The organism is Hoylesella loescheii DSM 19665 = JCM 12249 = ATCC 15930, from assembly GCF_000378085.1.
In the GTDB taxonomy this organism is placed as follows: Bacteria; Bacteroidota; Bacteroidia; order Bacteroidales; family Bacteroidaceae; genus Prevotella; species Prevotella loescheii.
Genome location: NZ_KB899216.1, coordinates 48,419 through 68,767, shown reverse-complemented (window position 1 = coordinate 68,767; position 20,349 = coordinate 48,419). Strand labels below are relative to the sequence as shown.

The following is a 20,349-nucleotide window of genomic DNA, read 5'->3' as shown; positions in this document are numbered from 1 at the left end:
AGGGGGCGTTATAGGTACAAACGCCGCACACGGCGAGAAGTTACACCATATTATATATATGTGATGGAGCTATTCGGGACGGCTATAATTAGGTGCCTCGCTCGTGATGGTGATGTCGTGCGGATGACTCTCCAACACGCCCGCGTTGGTGATGCGGGTGAACTTGGCATTGTGAAGGGAAACAATATCATTGGCCCCGCAGTAGCCCATACCCGAACGCAAACCGCCAATGAGCTGATAAATCACCTCCTGCACCGTGCCTTTGTAAGGCACTCGGCCTGCGATACCCTCGGGAACAAGCTTCTTTGCCTCCAAAGTATCTCCTTGGAAATAGCGGTCTTTCGAACCATTTTTCTGCTCCATGGCCTCCATCGAGCCCATACCACGATAGGTCTTGAACTTTCGTCCGTTAAAGATGATGGTTTCGCCAGGGCTTTCTTCCGTACCAGCAACCAGCGATCCAATCATTACCGAACTACCACCGGCTGCCAAGGCCTTAACCACGTCGCCCGAATAGCGCAGTCCGCCATCGGCGATAAGTGGCACGCCCGTACCTTTAAGCGCATCAAATACGCTGTAAATGGCACTCAGTTGGGGAACACCCACACCTGCCACCACACGCGTTGTGCAGATAGAACCAGGCCCAATGCCCACCTTTACGGCATCAGCACCATGCTCCACCAGCAGCTTAGCAGCTTCGCCCGTGGCCACATTACCCACAACGATGTCTACATTGGGGAATGCACGTTTAGCCTCGACAAGCTTTTCCACTACGTATTTTGAGTGTCCGTGCGCCGTATCGATAACGATGGCGTCGGCACCTGCCTCTACAAGGGCCTTCATACGGTCCAAAGTGTCGGCCGTAACACCTACTCCCGCAGCCACGCGCAATCGTCCTTTCTCGTCTTTGCAGGCCATGGGCTTATCCTTTGCCTTGGTAATGTCCTTATATGTAATAAGTCCCACGATGCGATTGTTGGCATCCACCACGGGCAATTTCTCAATTTTGTTTTCTTGCAATATCTGTGCAGCGGCGGCCAAGTCGGTTTGTTGGTGCGTCACCACAAGGTTTTCGCTAGTCATCACCTCATCAATCTTCTTGTCTAGACGATGTTCGAAACGCAAGTCCCTATTGGTAACGATGCCCACAAGACGGTTATCGTCGTCAACAACAGGAATGCCGCCGATGTGATAGTCGTGCATCATGGCGAGCGCATCTTTCACGGTACGTCCCTTACGAATGGTAACGGGATCGTAAATCATTCCGTTTTCGGCTCGTTTTACCACGGCCACTTCGTGCGCTTGCTCTTCTATAGACATGTTTTTATGAATAACGCCGATACCACCTTCGCGTGCTATGGCGATGGCCATTGCCGCTTCGGTTACCGTATCCATAGCTGCCGTAACGAAAGGGATGTTCAATTCGATGTTACGAGAGAACTTTGTTTTCAGCGTTACTGTCTTAGGCAGCACGTCGGAGTAAGCGGGTATGAGCAGGACGTCGTCGTATGTAAGACCGTCCATCACGATTTTATCTGCAACAAATGATGACATAGTGGAGGATTTAGAAATTTATTGCATGCAAATTTAGCAATAATTTTCCACAAAGCTGATGGTTTACGCGTTTTTCTTATTTATTAAGGCCTGTTCGATAAAATAGCGTTGATTCATCATCTAAAATGCTTGTGATTTTGGAACGTTTTCGTTAAGCCAAATGAGCCATACCAAGCTTGCTTGCGTATGGCCATGGCGAGGAAACGCACTTTTCGAGGAACGAGAAAAGAACGTTTTCGTTAAGCCATATGAGCAATATCAAGCTTGATTACGTATGGCCATGGCGAGGAAACGCACTTACCATGAACAGTTGTTGACATGAAGCTCCTACGAAATTTAATAGAAATAAGTATGCCTGACGTTCTACCATTGACAATTTTTCACTATATTTGCAAACACTAAATATCTAAAAACATAAGCAATATGAAAAGAGTAAGATTTACACACACATTGTTGGCCCTAGCCATGTCGGTTGGTGCTTGGGCGCAAGGCTCTAATGGTTCGGGAACATACTACCAAAATGCTAACGGACAAAAGGGACAGGCCTTAAAGACTGCCCTAAGCAAGATTATATCCACAGGCACAAAGGATCTGGGCTATAACGGACTATGGACGGCATACGAAACAACCGACCTTCGACCCGACGGAACTATCTGGGACATCTACTCGAACATAACAAAATACGACCCTAAAAAAGACAGGGCGGGCAACTACGCGAGAGAGGGCGACGTATATAACCGCGAACACACCACGCCTCAAAGCTGGTTTGGCAAGGCTAGCCCCATGAGGAGCGACCTATTCCAAGTGTTTCCCTCAGACGGATACGTTAACAACAGGCGCGGTAACGTTCCTCTTGGAGAAACCAAAGGCGAACAATACCAGTCGGCCAACGGATTTAGCAAGTTGGGAAAGAGTACCACACCAGGCTACAACGGCACCGTTTTCGAACCTGCCGACGAATATAAGGGCGACTTGGCACGGGCTTACTTCTATATGGCCACACGCTACGAAGACAGGGTTGGCAGTTGGAGCGGCGGCGTATACGCACAGAGTAGTTACCCAGGACTGGCTAAATGGGCTTTGGACATGTTTATTCGTTGGGCCGACAAAGACCCCGTGAGCAAAAAAGAAGTGGACAGAAACAACGCCGTATATAAGTTGCAATTGAACAGGAACCCGTATGTGGACTACCCCGGACTGGAACAATACGTATGGGGAACCCAAACCAACATGGCATTTGATTATGCCAACTATGTTGTTCCTGGAAAAAATGGAAAGCCAAACAATCCTAACGATCCCAATAAGCCCGACGAACCCAACAAGCCTAACGACCCCAAAAGCCCTGATAACCCTGGAAACAACACCACGCCACCAACAGGTGCAATGGTATTCCACAAAGTTACATCAACAAGCGATTTCCAAGCGGGCAAGTACTATCTCTTCGTTAACGAAGCGGCTAAGATGGCTTTGAGCGCAACAAACAAAGCTTTTAGAACGGCTGTTAAGGTAGAGATTGCAGGAAATACCATCACAACAGAAGTGAATACCAATGGAAAGCCATACACATTGACACTTGGCGAATTGGCTGGAAGCTACACTTGGTTTGACGCCACTGAGAAAATGTACATGGCTTATACAGGTCCAAAGAACGCGCTGAACAATGCAAAAGATGCAACGGCAGCCAGTGCTCAATGGCAAATAAGCATAGACAATGGGGGCAATGTTGTTATTAGCAACAAGAAAGCAGCTGAGCGCATGATTAATTACAACGACAAACAACCACGTTTTGGATGCTATATGCAGACGAACAAGCAACAACCCATACAGCTATACGTTTCTTCTGCTACGACAGACATTCGTAATCTGCCACAAGTAGACACGAAATGGGTAAACGTCTATTCTATCGACGGCCGTTTGTTGCGTGCCAAGGTGCTGCAAGACGAAGCCTTAACAGGTCTGCCCAAAGGCATTTATATTGTCGGCAAGAAAAAAGTTGTGGTGAAATAAAGATTGACATAGCTTTTCAAACAGTTCGCGATAAACCGCTCTACAAATGTAGTTCGGCATATTGCAAATGGCAAGCAGCACTTTAGTTGCACATCAAAAGATAACAAATAAGGGTATAGAACGCGTTTCTATACCCTTATTCTTTATCTTCAAAACCCCTGTTTTGCTATACATAAGATACGCGAGTTCGAGATAAAACACAATCGTTATGCTTTCTGTTGCGTAGCGCTTGTTGGCAAGATAGCTATTACTTTACCTGTCCAATCTTGTTCTGAGGGCATGGTTTCTTATCCCAAACTTGCCAATTAGCCATTCCGTCGTTCGCATTTTCATCGTTTCGGGAATGCGCCTTCTAAACTCTGATGACGCATTTTTACATTAACCGTCGTGTTAAATATGTTTTGGACCGCTGTTCCATGTTATCTGGAATGCTGTTCCAGTTGAATTGGAACATTGTTCCAACTTATCTGGAACAGGAGTCCAACTTAACTGTAACAAGGCGGAAGCTTAAAAAGCTCACTACAAGGGCTTATCTGGTGGGGAATGAAAGATGGCGTTTGGAGACAGGAAGGGTGAGTTGGTGGCGGTGATAGGCTGTGAAATGAACCGCCTAGATCGTGCCAAACTAGTATCAAACGTTACGTGAATTCGGGATAAGATACGATGCTTTATTGAGCAAGATTAGATCAAAAACAAACAGCTATCTCGCCAACTAGCGCTACGCGATAATTTACATAGCAAACGGCTCTTATCCTAAATTCGCGTTTGTGATGTAAAAAACCGAGCTTACGCTTGGATGCATAAGCTCGGTTTCTTTATTTATCCTTCATACTCTTCTTCACCGTCTTCTGTCGGCGGAACAACAACAGGAGGGTTGCCAACCTTCGGACTGGCCGCAAGTAGAGGTGTCTCTTGCATCATACAATAGTTCTCTATCTTGGGTGCAATATATATCTTTTTCATCATTGTACACATTTTATTAGTTTACTTCTTTCATTGGACGAACCGCGAAAGCATTTGCCTTTTGGTAAGGTGTTGTAGTTGGATCTACTACACCTGACAATACTTGCAAAGCATGACTTGTTTTATCTGGATCATAAGAAGAAGGAACAGCCACCCAATAATATCCGTAAGCACTTGTATAAAGTGCGCCATCACTCGATCCTATCCATCCTGTTTGAGAGAAATAGATGGATTGGCCTTGCTCTGCTTTAAAGTTCCAGCCATTGTTCCAACTACCTGTTACATTAAAATTGCTCACAGTTGTAGCCCTACCGCCAGAAGTAGTAAAACCTGTATAGGCATTTGATGCAGGAACAACAAATCCTACTGGACTTGGGTCGTAAATCGTTTTAACAACCTTATCATCGTTAAGAGTCTTAACCTTATTAGCAGCCGACCACAAATTAACGTATGAGAAGTTATTATTCCAATCAGTGTCATCGGGATGATTGGTATAGAACAAGTTCGGATTCAATATTGTATTGCATATAGAGATATTTGTTATTCTCTTGTTAGGATTTCTTCTTATTGAGCCAACAGGCATCGACTCGTCTGTTGCAGGGAAGGGATCCTTACGTCCAAACTGATAAAGCATAGAGCGACCAAAACGCTCTGCGCCCGCTCCATTTTGCGTAATGGTGAATGTAGCGGTTGCTTTTACGCCCTTGTTCTTTACCTCTTGTTCAACTTTCACTATTACAGAGCGCTGCTGTTTGGCAGGGCCGCTGTACTTTGTATACTTATATCCAATGTTCTCGAAGGGGAAAGTATAAGATATACCTTGCTTATTCTTTACGGTAATAGGGTCTAACACAAAGGCAGGAGCAAACCATAGGTGCCAACTCCACAAGATTTGGTTACCATCATCAAGAACAGCCACCACAGCATTTCCATTCTGGAAGGTGTTAGGAACTCGAAAGGTAAGATAACCGTTAGAGATTTTAGGGTCAACAACTAACCCATCCGTATCAGCCCATACAACTTTTGCCTCGGTGGCAGTGTACTTACCGCCATTGCTGGTTGTTATGTATGGAGAAGTTATACTTTGTCCCTTATGGTCAACAAAACTACTCAAAACCTTTGTTCCTGTTATACCTGGATTATAAGCTTTAGTATTGGCTTGTCCATCTTTGATGCCATTACCATATACCAAGGGTAGCTTATAATATCCTTGTGCACTAATAACATAACAGTTGGCCGTATTCTTACTGGTAGAAACACCATTCACATCATGCGTCGAAAGGTCGTATGGGTCGGTCGACGTACCCCTTTGAGGCTCTTCCTGCATGCTAAGTATAAGCCCTTGCAAGTCAAAGACAGTTTTGTTCTTATCGAATTTAGCATTACCCGTTTCTCTAAATTCGCCACCATCTCCTTCTGTTTTACTCAATGAAGTTAACCAAGCTGGCTTTGTCGCGCTAAAAGTTGCTCCACCATCAGTACTATATCCAACGACCTTCCACTTAACAGCTTGTCTTCCTCCTGCACGGTCTTTGCGGAAGCTAATTATACCATAATTGCCTGAAGCAGTAGCAGAAGCGTCAGCTGCAGCAGGACTATCTGTCAAAAGTGTATATTCCCAGCCACTCTCTGTATTCGAAATGCGATAAACTTTGCTGGTTCCTTGCTTCCACTCTCCACTTAATTTTACGGTGATTTGTTTACCTTGTTCCAAAGTAATCACAACTTCCACATTATCCAATTTCTGTGGGATCATCAAGAACGTGTAGTTATCGGTGCCATCACCCACGATTCGTTGTCCAGGTACATTCTTTGTTTGAACATCAATATCGCCAAGTGTAAAGGTTTTACGCTCGGAAAGTTCCTCCCATTTTGAACCCGTTCCATTGGCAGCCGTTTGCATAACAAAACGGCCTTTGCTAATGGCGTTCTTTATTTCAATCTTCTTTATCTTGTCGGGATAAGAAAGGTTATTCCCCACAGAGAAAGAAATTGCCGTAAGTGCATGATAAAACTTGAGGCTGGAATTTGGTGCCACACCTTGAGCTTCATAAACAACATCACCCGAATAGGCTGTCATCAAATCCACTTGTTGCTTTATATCGGTGTTAGCCGTAAAGTCTACATAAGGCGTACCCTCATGATTTTGAGGTGACAAAACAAGACTTTGATCACCATTTTTTACTTGTGGATAAACGCCATAGAAACGGGCATAGCGTTGATTCCAAGCCCAATATATAGGCTTTACCAATGCGCCAGTCTTCAAAGTCTCCTCATTATAAAAATAATTAGGCGTTTTTGAAATCGTGTTTGGGCTATCTCCACGATATCCCAATGTAGAAAACGATTGCTTAATTTCTGTCACCACGTTGCCACGAGTGCTTGTCTCAGGCATCGTCGGATCGATTCCTTCTACAGTAGATTCAATTAAATATACGTCAGGACCATTGTGTGGATCAGCCTTGTGCACACGTGGGGCAAAGTCTTGCAACTCCAATTCGCTGTTATATGGCTTTTCCTGTACGGCGGCACGAGTAACTGAAGCTTGCGTATTCAGCAACATTTCTTCTTGCGCACTCGACACTTGGAAGTCCACTTTTATGTCTCCATTCTGCGTTTGGTTGCTGTTGGCCACATCATCGGCACAACCTACTATTCCCCAAACTACGGTACAAGCAAACGCCCATACCAACAACTTTCTAAATTTGTTCATTTCCTGAATAAGTACCTACTAAGTACGTTTTTGTAATAAATATATAATTACCAGTTATAAGCAAACAACATACAGGTAAACATGCACTTATTATCCTACTCTAATTTTTAATAATAAAGAATTATTCTTATCCTGTTATGTTACCTGATTGAGCCATACCTACTCAGCTCAATATTGTATTACCATACATAATCGGGTGCAAAATTAATCATTTTTAATAATACAGGAAAATCTTTTCTTACTTTTCCCACCTTTATTGTATAAATAGTTTGATTTATTTACACATCCAGTTTTAATTTGTTCTTTTCCCCACACAATAAAGTTACATTTCCATTGGGGAATACTAAGGCGTTAATACAGCAACTGCCACTCGTTGGTAGCGACGCTATCGATGGGACGATAGTATACTACTAACGAGTGGCAGCAACAATATGAAAGGCCTATTGTGCCGTAAAAGCTAAAAACAGGCCGCTTTAAAGATTATAAAACAATCAACGAAAGGCGTTTAGCCCTCAATCGATTACTAGAAATCGACAAGGACATAACGATATTTCCCGAGCTTAATTCGCCATTTCCGAAAGGAATTTGACGCGTACCAGCCTTATCTCCTCTTCGGTATAGTCTCCGCCTAGTTCTTCGGCAGCCGTCTCAAGGTCGTCTGTTTCGCTCGTCCTAAAATAGTCGTAGATGTCGTCTACGCGGTCTTCGTCCATCACCTCATCAAGGAAATAGTCGATATTTAGTTTCGTTCCGCTGTTCACAATGGTTTCAATCTCGCCCAACAGGTCGTCGAAACCAAGGTTTAGGGCGTTTGCAATGTCATCGAGAGCTATTTGCCTGTCGATGCTTTGAATGATTTTTACCTTGTTCATAGATTTTTTGACTACGGTTCTTACTCTTAATTCTTCGGGTCTTTCTATTTGGTTATCTTCGCAATGTTTCTTGATCAGCTCACAGAAAGCATCGCCATAGCGTTTGGCCTTGCCAACACCCACACCAGGAATATTCTGCAATTCTTCGAGCGTTATGGGATAAGCCACGGCCATTTGCTCTATCGACACATCTTGGAAGATGACGTATGGCGGCACGTTGTGTTTTTCGGCCACGTCTTTACGTAGCTGTTTAAGCATGAGATAAAGTTCCGGGTCGAGGGTGGAACCACAGCTGTCACGTGCCTCTTCATCGAAATCATCATCAAAATCGGTATCTTCTACAATCATAAACGATTGCGGTTGCTTGATAAAACGTCGCCCTGCAGCAGTCACTTTCAGTAAGCCATAGTTCTCTACGTCTTTTTTCAGATAGCCAGCGATAAGCGCCTGATGGATGATGGGATTCCAAATCTTATCGTCTTCATCTTCTCCCGCACCGAATTCTTCCAGCTCGTTATGTTTGTGCGACACCAAATCATCGGTTGCCCTACCCTTCACAAAGTCGATAATATAATCGCTTCTGAAGTTTTCTTTTACGGCCATCACGGCCTTAAGCACAATGAGCAAAGCCTCTTTTGCCTCTCTCTTGGTTTTGGGATGCAAACAGTTGTCGCAGTTATGACAGTTGTCTTCGGTGTATTCTTCGCCAAAATAGTGAAGCAACATCTTGCGCCTGCACACCGACGACTCTGCGTAAGCGGCCGTTTCTAGCAGCAGCTGCCGCCCAATGTCTTGTTCAGACACGGGTTTCCCTTCCATAAACTTCTCCAGCTTTTGCAGGTCTTTATTGGAATAGAACGTGATGCAGAGCCCCTCTCCACCATCTCGGCCAGCCCTACCCGTCTCTTGGTAATATCCTTCGAGACTTTTCGGGATGTCGTAATGGATAACGAAGCGCACGTCGGGCTTATCTATTCCCATGCCGAAAGCGATGGTGGCCACAATCACATCGATACGCTCCATCAGGAAATCGTCTTGCGTTTGCGAGCGCGTAGCACTGTCTAAGCCTGCGTGATAAGGCTCGGCCTTGATGTTGTTGGCCTTTAATATGGCCGACAACTCTTCTACCTTCTTGCGCGAAAGACAATAGATAATGCCGCTTTTACCCGCATGCTGCTTGATAAACATGATGATATTGCGGTCTACCTCTTGCGTTTTTGAGCGTACTTCGTAGTAGAGGTTGGGACGATTAAACGAGCTTTTGAACTCCAAAGCTTCGCCAATGCCCAAGTTTTTCTTAATGTCGGAGCGCACTTTATCGGTGGCCGTCGCCGTAAGGGCTATCACTGGCGCTTGTCCGATACGCGAAATGGTGGGTCGGATATTACGATACTCGGGGCGGAAGTCGTGTCCCCACTCCGAGATACAATGCGCTTCGTCTACGGCATAGAACGAAACCTTTATCGATTGCAGAAATTCCACATTCTCATCTTTACCCAACGATTCGGGAGCAACATATAAAAGCTTCGTTGCGCCACGCTTAACGTCGTTGATTACCTGCTGAATGGCGGCCTTGTTGAGCGACGAGTTGAGATAATGTGCTGTGCATCCGTCTTCGCTCATGCCGTTCATCACATCCACTTGGTTTTTCATTAGCGCGATGAGTGGCGAAATAACGATGGCTGTTCCTTCCATCAACAGCGACGGCAGCTGATAACACAGGCTTTTACCACCACCTGTTGGCATCAGCACAAAGGTGTCGTTACCCGCAAGAAGGTTGCGGATAATGGCCTCTTGGTCGCCCTTGAACGAGTCGAAACCAAAATATTGTTTGAGCGGTTCTGTAAGATTAACGTCCTTAGTCATAAATGGTCTAGGTTTCACAGATGTGAGATTATTGGCTTTCACGGTGGGTTTTGTGAGCGGACGACATTGTGTGCGTGAGGAATTTTATATTCCAATGCCGTCCGTTCACAGCCCTATCGTTCAGCTAGCCTGTTCTTGCAGGCCCGACTTGTCTAGTTGTTCTCTGGCATATTGCAAGGTCACGTCGAAGCTTTTCACCTTCTTAGACGGCACTTCGAACATGGCATCCATCATCACTGCTTCGACAATGGAGCGCAATCCGCGTGCACCCAACTTGTATTCAACGGCTTTATCCACGATGTAGTCTAGCGTTTCGGTCGCGAAACTCAGCTTGATGTCGTCCATTTTAAACAGTTTCTCGTACTGTTTGATGATAGAATTCTTTGGTTCTACCAATATTCGACGCAAGGCTTCACGGTCTAGCGGGTTAAGATAGGTAAGCACGGGCAAACGACCAATGATTTCGGGTATCAGCCCAAACGACTTGAGGTCTTGCGGAAGAATGTATTTCATCAAGTCGCCCTTATCTATCTTGCGCACGTTCTGCACCGAATTGTAGCCCACCACATGCGTATTGAGGCGTTGCGCAATCTTCCGCTCGATGCCATCGAATGCTCCGCCACAGATAAACAATATGTTACGCGTGTCTACATGTATGTAATCCTGGTCGGGGTGCTTACGTCCACCCTTTGGCGGAACATTAACCGTGGTTCCTTCGAGCAACTTTAGCAATCCCTGTTGCACGCCTTCGCCACTCACGTCACGTGTTATGCTGGGGTTATCGCTCTTTCGGGCAATCTTGTCAATCTCGTCTACGAAGACGATACCTCGTTCGGCGGCAGCCACATTGTAATCGGCAACCTGCAAAAGTCGGCTAAGTATGCTCTCAACATCTTCGCCCACATATCCCGCTTCGGTAAACACCGTTGCGTCTACGATGGTAAAAGGCACATCAAGAAGTTTGGCGATGGTTCGCGCCATGAGGGTTTTTCCCGTTCCGGTGCTACCCACCATGATGATGTTACTTTTCTCTATCTCCACGCCATCGTCGCCTATGGGCTGTTCTAAGCGTTTATAATGGTTGTAAACCGACACCGAAAGGTAGCGTTTGGCCTCGTCTTGCCCAATGATATATTGGTCTAGATAGGCCTTGATATCCATCGGCTTGGGCACGTTTTTCAGCGCGTCGGGGTTCTTTTCCGTAGTAGGCTGAGCCTTCGAGGCATTTGCCGACTGCGTAATTTCATAGGCCTGCTGTGCACAGCTGTCGCAGATGTACCCGTTAAGTCCTGCTATAAGATAGTTTACGTCTTTTTCGCTTCTTCCACAGAAGCTACATACATTCTTTGGCATTTGTATTTTCGTTAGTTAACGGCTTAACTTCAACCCCTTTGCCACCTTGCCTTTGCCATACGACCAAGGCGAAAAACGCCCATCAACAACATAAGATGACGGCTGGGCAAGAGGGTCTCGTCCGCAGATAGCACAACCTACGCCACGGGCGAAACGCCGTTTAATATCACTTCTTCACCAAAACCGAGTCGATCATTCCATACTCTTTAGCCTCTTCGGCATTCATCCAGTAGTTGCGATCAGAGTCGTTCCATACCTTCTCGAAGGGCGTATGCGAATGGTTAGATATGATGGTGTAGAGTTCTTTCTTAAATTTCAGGATCTCCTTAGCCTCGATTTCGATGTCGGAAGCCTGCCCTTGCACGCCGCCCAATGGCTGGTGAATCATCACACGACTATGTGGAAGTGCCGAACGCTTACCTTCTTGACCCGAAACCAACAACACTGCGGCCATCGAAGCGGCCATACCAGTGCATATCGTAGCCACATCGCTGGAGATGAACTGCATGGTATCGTAGATGCCGAGACCAGCTGTTACGCTCCCGCCAGGGCTATTGATGTAGATAGAGATATCCTTACCTGCGTCGGCAGAGTCTAGATACAGCAGCTGCGCTTGCAAGGTGTTGGCCGTATAGTCGTTTATTTCGGTGCCAAGGAAAATGATGCGGTCCATCATCAGTCGCGAAAACACGTCCATCTGTGTAACGTTCAGTTGGCGTTCCTCCAAGATATAGGGATTGAGATAAGCCGCTTGGGCCTTCATCACGTCGTCTACCACCATCCCGTTCATGCCAAGATGTCCGGTGGCATACTTTCTAAAATCGTTCATATTCTTACTAATATCCTTTCTTGATGTTTGCGGTTTAGGACCTATTGGCCAGCTATCCCGCTTGTTTGAACAACAAAGTTAATAAAAAAAAAGTCTACTCCAAAAATATTGAGGGTATTTTTCAATGCCCATTTTAGGGTGAAATGCGAGGGCAAACGAACAAGTGCAAACGACCATGATGCCATCGCCAACCACGCCTTATATACGCGAGTTCGGGATAAAAGCCAATTGTTATGCCAACTGCCGCATTGCACTAGTTGGCGAGATAGTCATTTCTTCACTTGGCCTAGTTTTGTTCAAGAGACATGGTATTTTATCCCGAACACGCCAATTAGCCATTCCGTCGTTCGCATTTTCATCGTTCCGAGAATGCGCGTTCTAAGCCCTGATGATGCATTATTACATTAACCGCCGTGTTAAACATGTTTTGGACGGCTGTTCCAAGTTATCTGGAATGCAGTTCCAGTTAAGCTGGAATGCCGTTCCAACTTATCTGGAACAGGAGTCCAACTTAGCTGTAACAAAGCGAGAGCTGAAAAAGCTCACTGCAAGGGCTTATCTGGTGAGGAGTGAAAGATGGCGTTTGGAGGCATGAAGGGTGAGTTAATGGCGGTGATAGGCTGTGGAACGAACCGCCTAGATCGTGCCAAGCTAGTATCAAGCGTTGCGTGAACTCAGGATAAGATACGATGCTTTGTTGAACAAGATTAGATAAAAAACGAATAGTTGTCTCGCCAACTAGCGCTATGCGATAGTCGGCATGGCGAACATCTCTTATCCCTACCTCGCGTATTATATATATGGTGTGGGCCATTATTCAGTATCGTCGGCTACAGCTTGTCAACCTATCAACAACCTACTTTAAGCACTCGCTCACCAATGACATTGAAGCAAACATCGCGCCATCATCATGTTAAATTGCCCGCATTTGTTGCAAATATCGAAAAAACATCGTAAATTCGCAAAAGAAACATCCACATAACCTTCTTATCTCTAATGCTTTGTGCACAAAGTAACAATCAAACGCCGACGATATGAAATATGCTTGCATACTGGTTTGTGTGTTGTTATATTGCACAAACATCTTGGCACAAGAACAAAAGAAGCACCGAAAGACGGCGCGAAACACTGAACGGCCGTTACCCAAACCACAATTTGCAGAGCCAAACACCACATCAAGCCCTGCAATGACATCTGCCATAGCACCCAATATCCAAGCAAAAGCACTATCAACAGCCGATTCCATCGCCATTGCCAACCGTTTTTGGAGCGCAAACGACAGTCTGGACCTGCGCCTATCGCAACCCATACCCAAGCAAGCAATGAGCCTATCCACCACACCAGCAACCGATTATAACCGCAACGGACAGCTAGGCCGTTGGCAAGGCATCGACTTTTACGGCCAAAGCTACCGCGAAACGTTTCCCGCCATGTTGGTAAGGCAAGGTGCACAACTGCGCTTAAGTCGTTCGTGGGACAACCTTTCGCTCTCGGTTTACGCCTCGGCCGACCGTTATTGCACGTTCCATACAGCCACACAATTTGGCATTGGCGGTTCGCTAACCTACCGTTTCAGTGCACAAGCCAGCGCAACACTGTTCGGCAGCTATTATAGCATACAGCCATACCTCTCTATGGCTGCCTTTCCCTACGTGAACAGCTCTGCATACGGAGGTTTTTTCACCCTCGACAATGGCCGTTGGGGCGTTGACGTTGGTGTGCAACGGCGTTACGATCCCTATCGTGGCGAATGGATTGTATCCCCCATCCTAACACCCCAATACCATATCTCAAAGAAGTTCACCATTGAAATTCCAGTTGGCGAAATGGTACGCGACATTCTTGAAAAAACCGTTTTCGAGCGTCGCAACAGTTCGCCCACAATAATGCCACCAAGCACATACAGACCCTAGCCTCATCCAACGCGCCCTCACACGCCACTAATCTACGCCTCTTTTATTTTGTGGTGTAGCGCGTTTTCGCTAACTTTGCAGCAATGAGTGAACCATTAGCCGAAAGAATGCGCCCGCGTTCGCTCGACGATTACGTAGGGCAAAAACATCTGGTAGGGCCAAATGCCGTGCTGCGCAACATGATTGAAGCCGGCCGCATACCCTCTTTCATACTCTGGGGACCACCTGGGGTAGGCAAAACTACGCTCGCTCAAATCGTAGCGAAAAAGCTAGAAACGCCCTTCTACACGCTAAGCGCGGTGACAAGTGGCGTTAAAGACGTGCGCGAGGTGATAGAAAAGGCCAAAGGCGGACGTTTTTTCGGGTCGCATTCGCCCATTCTCTTTATCGACGAGATACACCGTTTCAGCAAGTCGCAACAAGATTCGCTGCTCGGGGCGGTAGAAAAAGGCATCGTTACGCTCATCGGAGCCACCACCGAAAACCCCTCGTTTGAGGTTATTCGCCCACTGCTTTCGCGCTGTCAGCTATATGTGCTGCAAAGCCTAAGCAAAGAAGACCTCGAAGATTTGATAGAACGCGCCCTGAAAACCGACGTGATTTTGCAGCAGCGACACATCGAAATGAAGGAAAACGCAGCCCTAATAAGATACAGCGGAGGCGATGCGCGCAAACTGTTAAACATACTTGAACTGGTGGTTGAGGCCTCGCCAGCCAACGCCAACGTGCTGATAGACGATGAAACGGTGGTGAAATGCCTGCAACAAAACCCCTTGGCCTACGACAAGGATGGTGAAATGCACTACGATATCGTGTCGGCCTTCATCAAAAGCATACGTGGCAGCGACCCCGATGCGGCTCTCTATTGGATGGCGAGAATGATTGAAGGTGGCGAAGACCCGCAATTCATTGCACGCCGACTGGTTATTAGCGCAGCCGAAGACATCGGATTGGCCAACCCCAACGCCTTGCTCATCGCCAATGCGGCATTCGATGCCGTGATGAAGATAGGCTGGCCAGAGGGTAGAAATCCCTTAGCCGAGGCCGCCGTGTATCTAGCCACCAGCGCAAAGAGCAATTCGGCCTATCAAGGTATTAATGCCGCGCTCGAAACGGCACGTTCAACGGGCAATCTTCCTGTGCCACTGCACCTCCGAAATGCACCCACCAAGCTGATGAAACAGTTAGGATATGGCAACGGTTACAAGTACGCGCACGACTACGAGGGCCACTTTGCACAACAGCAATACCTGCCCGATGATCTTAAAGACGCACGTTTCTGGTATGCGCAACACTCCCCTTCCGAAGAGAAACTATATCAAAGAATAGTGCAACTGTGGGGCGAAAAGAAAAAATAAACATGCTACAAAGAAGCGTTTTGGGCTAAGTATAAGGGCGAAATCATAACAGGGCAACAACCTTGTCAACTCGTTTACAGGTCGGCTTTTCAACTAGCAAAGCCCTTGCCACCCTATTAGCTAGTTTACTTGTCAATTAAGAAAGGAATAATTTACCCATAAAATAAAATTTAAACATGAAAATCGTAATATTAGATGGTTATACGGCCAACCCCGGCGACTACTCTTGGAAAGAGCTGAACAGCTTTGGGGAGGTTGAAATATACGACCGTACATCGCGCGACGAGGTAATTGCACGAGCCAAAGACGCCGATATGGTGCTGACAAACAAGGTGGTATTGAAGGGCGAAACGCTTGCACAACTACCCCAACTCAAATATATTGGAATACTGGCCACGGGCTATAACATCATCGACGTTGAAGAAACGCGCGCTCGTGGCATCGTGGTGGCCAACGTTCCAGCATATAGCACCGACAGCGTTGCACAGATGACGTTTGCCCATGTGCTGAACATCACCAACCGCATAGAGCATTATGCCGACCAAAATCGTAAGGGACAATGGAGCGCGGCTGCTGATTTCTGCTACTGGGACACCCCCCTAAGCGAACTGGCTGGCAAAACATTCGGTATCGTAGGCCTTGGTAATATCGGACAAAAGGTGGCGAGCATCGCCCTCAGCTTTGGCATGCGCGTTATCGCTCTCACCAGTAAGAAGGCCGAAGAAATGCCCAAAGGCGTGGAGAAAGCCGACCTCGAAGAGTTGCTTACCCAAAGCGACGTACTATCATTGCACTGTCCGCTCACCGAGAACACACGCGAAATGATTAACCGCCAGTCACTAGCAAAGATGAAACGCGGTGCCATTCTGGTGAATACTGGTCGTGGACCGCTGGTTAATGAGGCTGATGTGGCCGACGCTTTAGCTGAAGGCAGACTGGCTGGTTATGGCAGCGACGTGATGAGTAGCGAGCCACCGAAGGCCGACAACCCACTGCTGAAACAGCCCAATGCATTTATCACGCCCCATATAGCATGGGCAACGGCCGAAGCGAGAGGTAGACTAATGGCCACGGCCATAGAAAACGCCAAGGCTTTTATCGCCGGCAAACCCCAAAACGTGGTGAACGGACTGTAACATGGCATAGCGTACGGCGTGCATAAACGTCTACCAGCAAGGTTTGAAACCAAACTGACGACAACAAATAGCACACAACGCCTAGACCAGTGACTACAAAAAGCACAGACGTTGGATAGGCACAAGGTGCTAAACACAACACGCCTCGCCCACCACTTCCCCTCTCAGGATAATAAAAAAGAAATGATATACAGAGATCCAGAACTGGTTCAGACCGTTCAAACCATAATAGAGATAGTAGGAACTTTCACCTTTGCCATATCGGGCATACGCCATGCCTCGGCCAAACAAGTAGATTGGTTCGGCGGATTGGTATGTGGCATTGCGGTGGCCATTGGCGGAGGAACGTTACGCGACATGATGCTGGGCGTTAAGCCCTTTTGGATGACCTCGTCGGTCTACATGATTTGCACCGTGTTGGCTCTCCTCTCCATCATCGTTTTCGCCAAATACGTCAGGCGACTAGACAATGCTTGGTTCGTGTTCGACACACTCGGGCTTGCCCTCTTCACCATTGCAGGTTTGCAAAAAGCCCTCGCCTTGGGACAGCCTTTTTGGGTAGCCATCATCATGGGCTGCATCACGGGGTCGGCAGGTGGTGTCATTCGCGATGTGTTGCTCAACAACGTGCCGCTTATTTTCCGCAAGGAGATATACGCCATGGCAAGCATCGCGGGTGGATTACTTTATTGGGCGTTATACGCCTTGCGCGTAGAGATAAGCCTAACGGTTATCATCTGCTTCCTCTTCATCTGCCTTGTGCGGTTCCTGGCCATGCGTTATCACATCTCGCTGCCCATTCTCCGCGAAGAGAAACTCAAGGAATAGTAGGGGAAAGGCAACATTGAGAACAAGAAAACAGCCAATAGAGCGGATGTAGCAAGTAACCTTCTACATCCGCCAAATAACGAAACAGCACCTTGATTAATAATAAGCCATAACCACAACCAAAATGATATTACACCATGAAACCAAACAGAACAAAACAATTTGCCGTTCAATTCGTAGTTACATACGTAATATTCGTCGTCGTGAAAATGCTCGAAAGCATGGTTCTCGACGAACATATAGCTGCGCAAAGAATCCTTGCCTCAATCGAGACACTAGGCTTTGCCCTCCTTTTCTCACTCTTTACCGTCTTCTTCGGGCGTAGGTTGAGATAGGCCGATCATATATATGCTGGCCTATTGCTGCAACAACAAGCCCAAACCCAATCAGTGAAAAGATGCAACGCGTGCATCTTTTCACCTTTACTCCTTATTATATATTCCTTGGATTTTCCTCCTTTGAAGAGCGTATATGGATAGAATTTAAATCATAACCTTTATCGTTTCGTGCTTATTGCCATAGCTCACTTTCAGCAAATACACGCCAGGTGCCGACTGTTGCATAGGGATGACACGGCTACCTTTTCCTACAAAGCCCAGACGAGCTTTGTGCAACACTTTCCCAGATACGGAGATAAGCTCGATTTGAACCTGCTGCTCTTTGTCGAAATCAAAGTGCACCACTAGCCCATTATCCTTAACGGCACCAACAAACACCTTTTGTGAACCGTTGTTTGCAGGACGGGCAATGGCTGTGGTAATGCCTTTATACACCAGCACAAGCTCTTTAACGGTGATGCTATAACTTTTCTTAGGCGTCATACCCGAGCCATTGATGGAGAACTGCATATAATTGAAGTGCAACGGATAGGATCCCCTATCGTTGGGATGGTCCATCAAGTCGGCCAATGCAAGGCTGACGGTGTTGTCTTTGTTCTTCTTAAAGTCCTGAAACTCTTTGTTAATGGTGGTCATGTTACTGTTGTGCTCCTTAAAACGAAGGCTTAATTTGCTGATGTTCGTTTCACCTGCATTGAACGTAAGCCTAATACTGTCGGGCAGACTATAAAGAGGAATATCGTTATTATAGGCTACATAGGGATTACGTCCTGCATTATATGTGAAGGTCGTTTTAACCTCGTCTTTCGTGGGAGCATTGACAACATCCTTCAGATTTGCCGAATGGGTTACCTTCCACGTAGCATCGGTAAACGCACGAGCGGTGAGCGTGGGCCTATTGGCTATCTCAACGTTCACTTTTATTTGGTCGGTAAAGCTGCCCAACCTACCCTTTACGATGGTCGAACCATTCTTCAGGCCCTTAACAACACCATCGGTGACGGTGCAGACAGTTGGATCGGCAACTTCCCATTGCATTGCGCCAGGATACAAATTAAACACATTACCACCCACTTCTGTCTGTACTTCGATGGGATAAGCCACTTTATTGTCGAGCAAAACAGAGTCTAAGCGGATGGTTACAGGTGCTTCGGGTAGTAATTCCACTTCTATTTTCTCCGTTGCACCATTGTAACGGGCAATAATTTCACCCGATTGCTTTCCCGAAGCAAAGAAGCTGCCATCTGCTAAGATTTCTCCTACCTTGGCATCGACGGTTTGTTTCACGCCCTCAACGTTCTTTGAAACGAGCACGCCATATCGATTATATCCGTAGAACGTAGGTTTGTAGATGCCATAACGTGGCAAACGCACCTTTGTTTGAAGACATTTGATCTCGGTTATCGTGTTATCGGCGGGTGCTGTAGAAACTACGTAGATGCCATTGCTTACGGCTCGCTCATTTCCATCACTGTTTTTGTTCATCGGACCAAAATCTTTTAGGAACAGACAGCTTGAACCACCTCCGTCGAGGTTCATGGCATTGTAGGCGCCAACAAACTTCATGATTTCAGCCAACTCCTTAGTATTGGCTCCCGCAGAAATCGTACTGCGACCATCTACCACGCAATGAATAGCCGTTTTCTTGTCTTGCGTGTAGCCGAAACCCGTTCGCGGATGCAGTTCGTTCCATATTTCGGTCGTATTTACGGTTCCATTCTGCAACATCGGACTGCGTGGATCGCCGCCAATCACATCAGCAAATGGCGCAGTAGCACCACCAATAGACAAGTTTAGCGCTATTTTCACTTCCGTTCCAGCAGTTAGAGCTGCCAGTTTTTTGGCAATTTCCCCGTTGGCAGACAAAACCGCACTACCTGCGGGTATGTGCATGTTGCCCTTATTCTGTACAACCGAAACCACCTTTGCACGAACTTCCTTGTTCAGTTCCCACGTTTCACCATCAGACAGCGTAACCAACACCTCCGTTCCTTTTGCATCCGTGTGGGTATATTGTCCGTTATACTGATTGTAGAGCACCAATTGGTTATCCCCTCTCAGGTGGTTAACATGATTGATCTCATAACGATCCGCCCCAATTTGCAGGTTTCCCGAATAACTCATGCTACCGATATAGGGCACTTTCGACTTGTCGAAGGCAAACACCTGCCGATGATAAGACTCCGAATTGTTGTTGGCCAGCTCATTATTAACCACCGTGCAACCAATCGGCATACCAACATAGTCAGACACATTATAGAAGTCGCCGTTTGTTCCGGCAATATATACTTCGTTCTCTTTGCTTTTTCGGGCAGCGACTTTCGATGGCTGTTCGCCTCCGTAAATCGAGTCACGACCCAAAGCCGCACGATAAGTGATATAGGGATTGGTAAGGTCTACTTTCAAGAAAAACGCATTCATGCGCTTGGCGCCTTTAAATTCTAAGGCCATATATTGCGTTCCGGGCCCCGCTTTAAATATGGCAACCGTATCTACACGATAACTCTTTCCATCGATGACAACATCATTTGCTTGCGCATAGGTTGTGAGCAACAACAGAAAAAGGATACTTTGAAAAAGCTTTTTCATAAGAAAAAATAAGAAGAATAAGTGTTTATG

14 protein-coding genes are annotated in these 20,349 nt (G+C 46.5%); 7 read left to right on the top strand and 7 right to left on the bottom strand.

Annotation, left to right across the window (positions count from 1 at the left end):
• Positions 1-69: 69 nt before the first annotated feature.
• Positions 70-1,554 (bottom strand): IMP dehydrogenase, encoded by a 1,485-nt coding sequence (guaB, locus tag F453_RS0108535; RefSeq protein WP_009237358.1) that lies wholly within the window; start codon positions 1,552-1,554, stop codon positions 70-72.
• A 423-nt stretch (positions 1,555-1,977) separates the two neighbouring features.
• Between guaB and F453_RS0108525 the strand changes: the two genes are divergently transcribed.
• Both F453_RS0108525 and F453_RS16235 read left to right on the top strand, forming a co-directional pair.
• Complete coding sequence (locus F453_RS0108525; RefSeq protein ID WP_018967644.1) at positions 1,978-3,561, top strand: HNH endonuclease signature motif containing protein; 1,584 nt, start codon at positions 1,978-1,980, stop codon at positions 3,559-3,561.
• Positions 3,562-3,923: 362 nt separating this feature from the next.
• Complete coding sequence (locus F453_RS16235; RefSeq protein ID WP_081619147.1) at positions 3,924-4,151, top strand: hypothetical protein; 228 nt, start codon at positions 3,924-3,926, stop codon at positions 4,149-4,151.
• A gap of 229 nt (positions 4,152-4,380) precedes the next feature.
• Here F453_RS16235 and F453_RS15870 read toward each other — a convergent pair whose 3' ends face one another.
• The 5 genes from F453_RS15870 to clpP form a co-directional block, all read right to left on the bottom strand.
• A complete protein-coding gene (locus F453_RS15870; RefSeq protein WP_169333985.1) occupies positions 4,381-4,527 on the bottom strand; it encodes a hypothetical protein in 147 nt (48 codons plus the stop codon).
• Between the two features lie 13 nt (positions 4,528-4,540).
• Entirely contained in the window at positions 4,541-7,237 is a 2,697-nt protein-coding gene (locus F453_RS0108515) for a fimbrillin family protein (protein WP_018967642.1), read from the bottom strand.
• 560 nt (positions 7,238-7,797) lie between these two features.
• Positions 7,798-9,975: a DNA helicase RecQ gene (recQ, locus tag F453_RS0108510; RefSeq protein WP_018967641.1), complete on the bottom strand. Its 2,178-nt coding sequence runs from the start codon at positions 9,973-9,975 to the stop codon at positions 7,798-7,800.
• Between the two features lie 120 nt (positions 9,976-10,095).
• The gene (gene clpX, locus F453_RS0108505) at positions 10,096-11,328 is read right to left on the bottom strand and encodes an ATP-dependent Clp protease ATP-binding subunit ClpX (protein WP_018967640.1); all 1,233 of its coding nucleotides are present in this window, start codon (positions 11,326-11,328) and stop codon (positions 10,096-10,098) included.
• 166 nt (positions 11,329-11,494) lie between these two features.
• Positions 11,495-12,157: an ATP-dependent Clp endopeptidase proteolytic subunit ClpP gene (clpP, locus tag F453_RS0108500; protein ID WP_009231443.1), complete on the bottom strand. Its 663-nt coding sequence runs from the start codon at positions 12,155-12,157 to the stop codon at positions 11,495-11,497.
• A 388-nt stretch (positions 12,158-12,545) separates the two neighbouring features.
• Between clpP and F453_RS16230 the strand changes: the two genes are divergently transcribed.
• The 5 genes from F453_RS16230 to F453_RS0108480 all read left to right on the top strand — a co-directional run bounded on the left by F453_RS16230 (position 12,546) and on the right by F453_RS0108480 (position 17,392).
• Positions 12,546-12,752, top strand: coding sequence for a hypothetical protein (locus F453_RS16230; protein WP_018967639.1), 207 nt, complete (start codon positions 12,546-12,548; stop codon positions 12,750-12,752).
• 592 nt (positions 12,753-13,344) lie between these two features.
• Positions 13,345-14,070, top strand: coding sequence for a hypothetical protein (locus F453_RS0108495; RefSeq protein ID WP_244869414.1), 726 nt, complete (start codon positions 13,345-13,347; stop codon positions 14,068-14,070).
• A gap of 83 nt (positions 14,071-14,153) precedes the next feature.
• The gene (locus F453_RS0108490; RefSeq protein WP_025789980.1) at positions 14,154-15,428 is read left to right on the top strand and encodes a replication-associated recombination protein A; all 1,275 of its coding nucleotides are present in this window, start codon (positions 14,154-14,156) and stop codon (positions 15,426-15,428) included.
• A gap of 176 nt (positions 15,429-15,604) precedes the next feature.
• Positions 15,605-16,564, top strand: a complete 960-nt coding sequence (locus F453_RS0108485) for a D-2-hydroxyacid dehydrogenase (RefSeq protein WP_018967636.1) — start codon at positions 15,605-15,607, stop codon at positions 16,562-16,564.
• A gap of 183 nt (positions 16,565-16,747) precedes the next feature.
• Positions 16,748-17,392: a trimeric intracellular cation channel family protein gene (locus tag F453_RS0108480; RefSeq protein WP_018967635.1), complete on the top strand. Its 645-nt coding sequence runs from the start codon at positions 16,748-16,750 to the stop codon at positions 17,390-17,392.
• A 482-nt stretch (positions 17,393-17,874) separates the two neighbouring features.
• On the opposite strand, the gene F453_RS0108470 is transcribed toward F453_RS0108480, so the two are convergent.
• A complete protein-coding gene (locus tag F453_RS0108470; protein ID WP_018967633.1) occupies positions 17,875-20,319 on the bottom strand; it encodes a phosphodiester glycosidase family protein in 2,445 nt (814 codons plus the stop codon).
• Positions 20,320-20,349 lie beyond the last annotated feature (30 nt).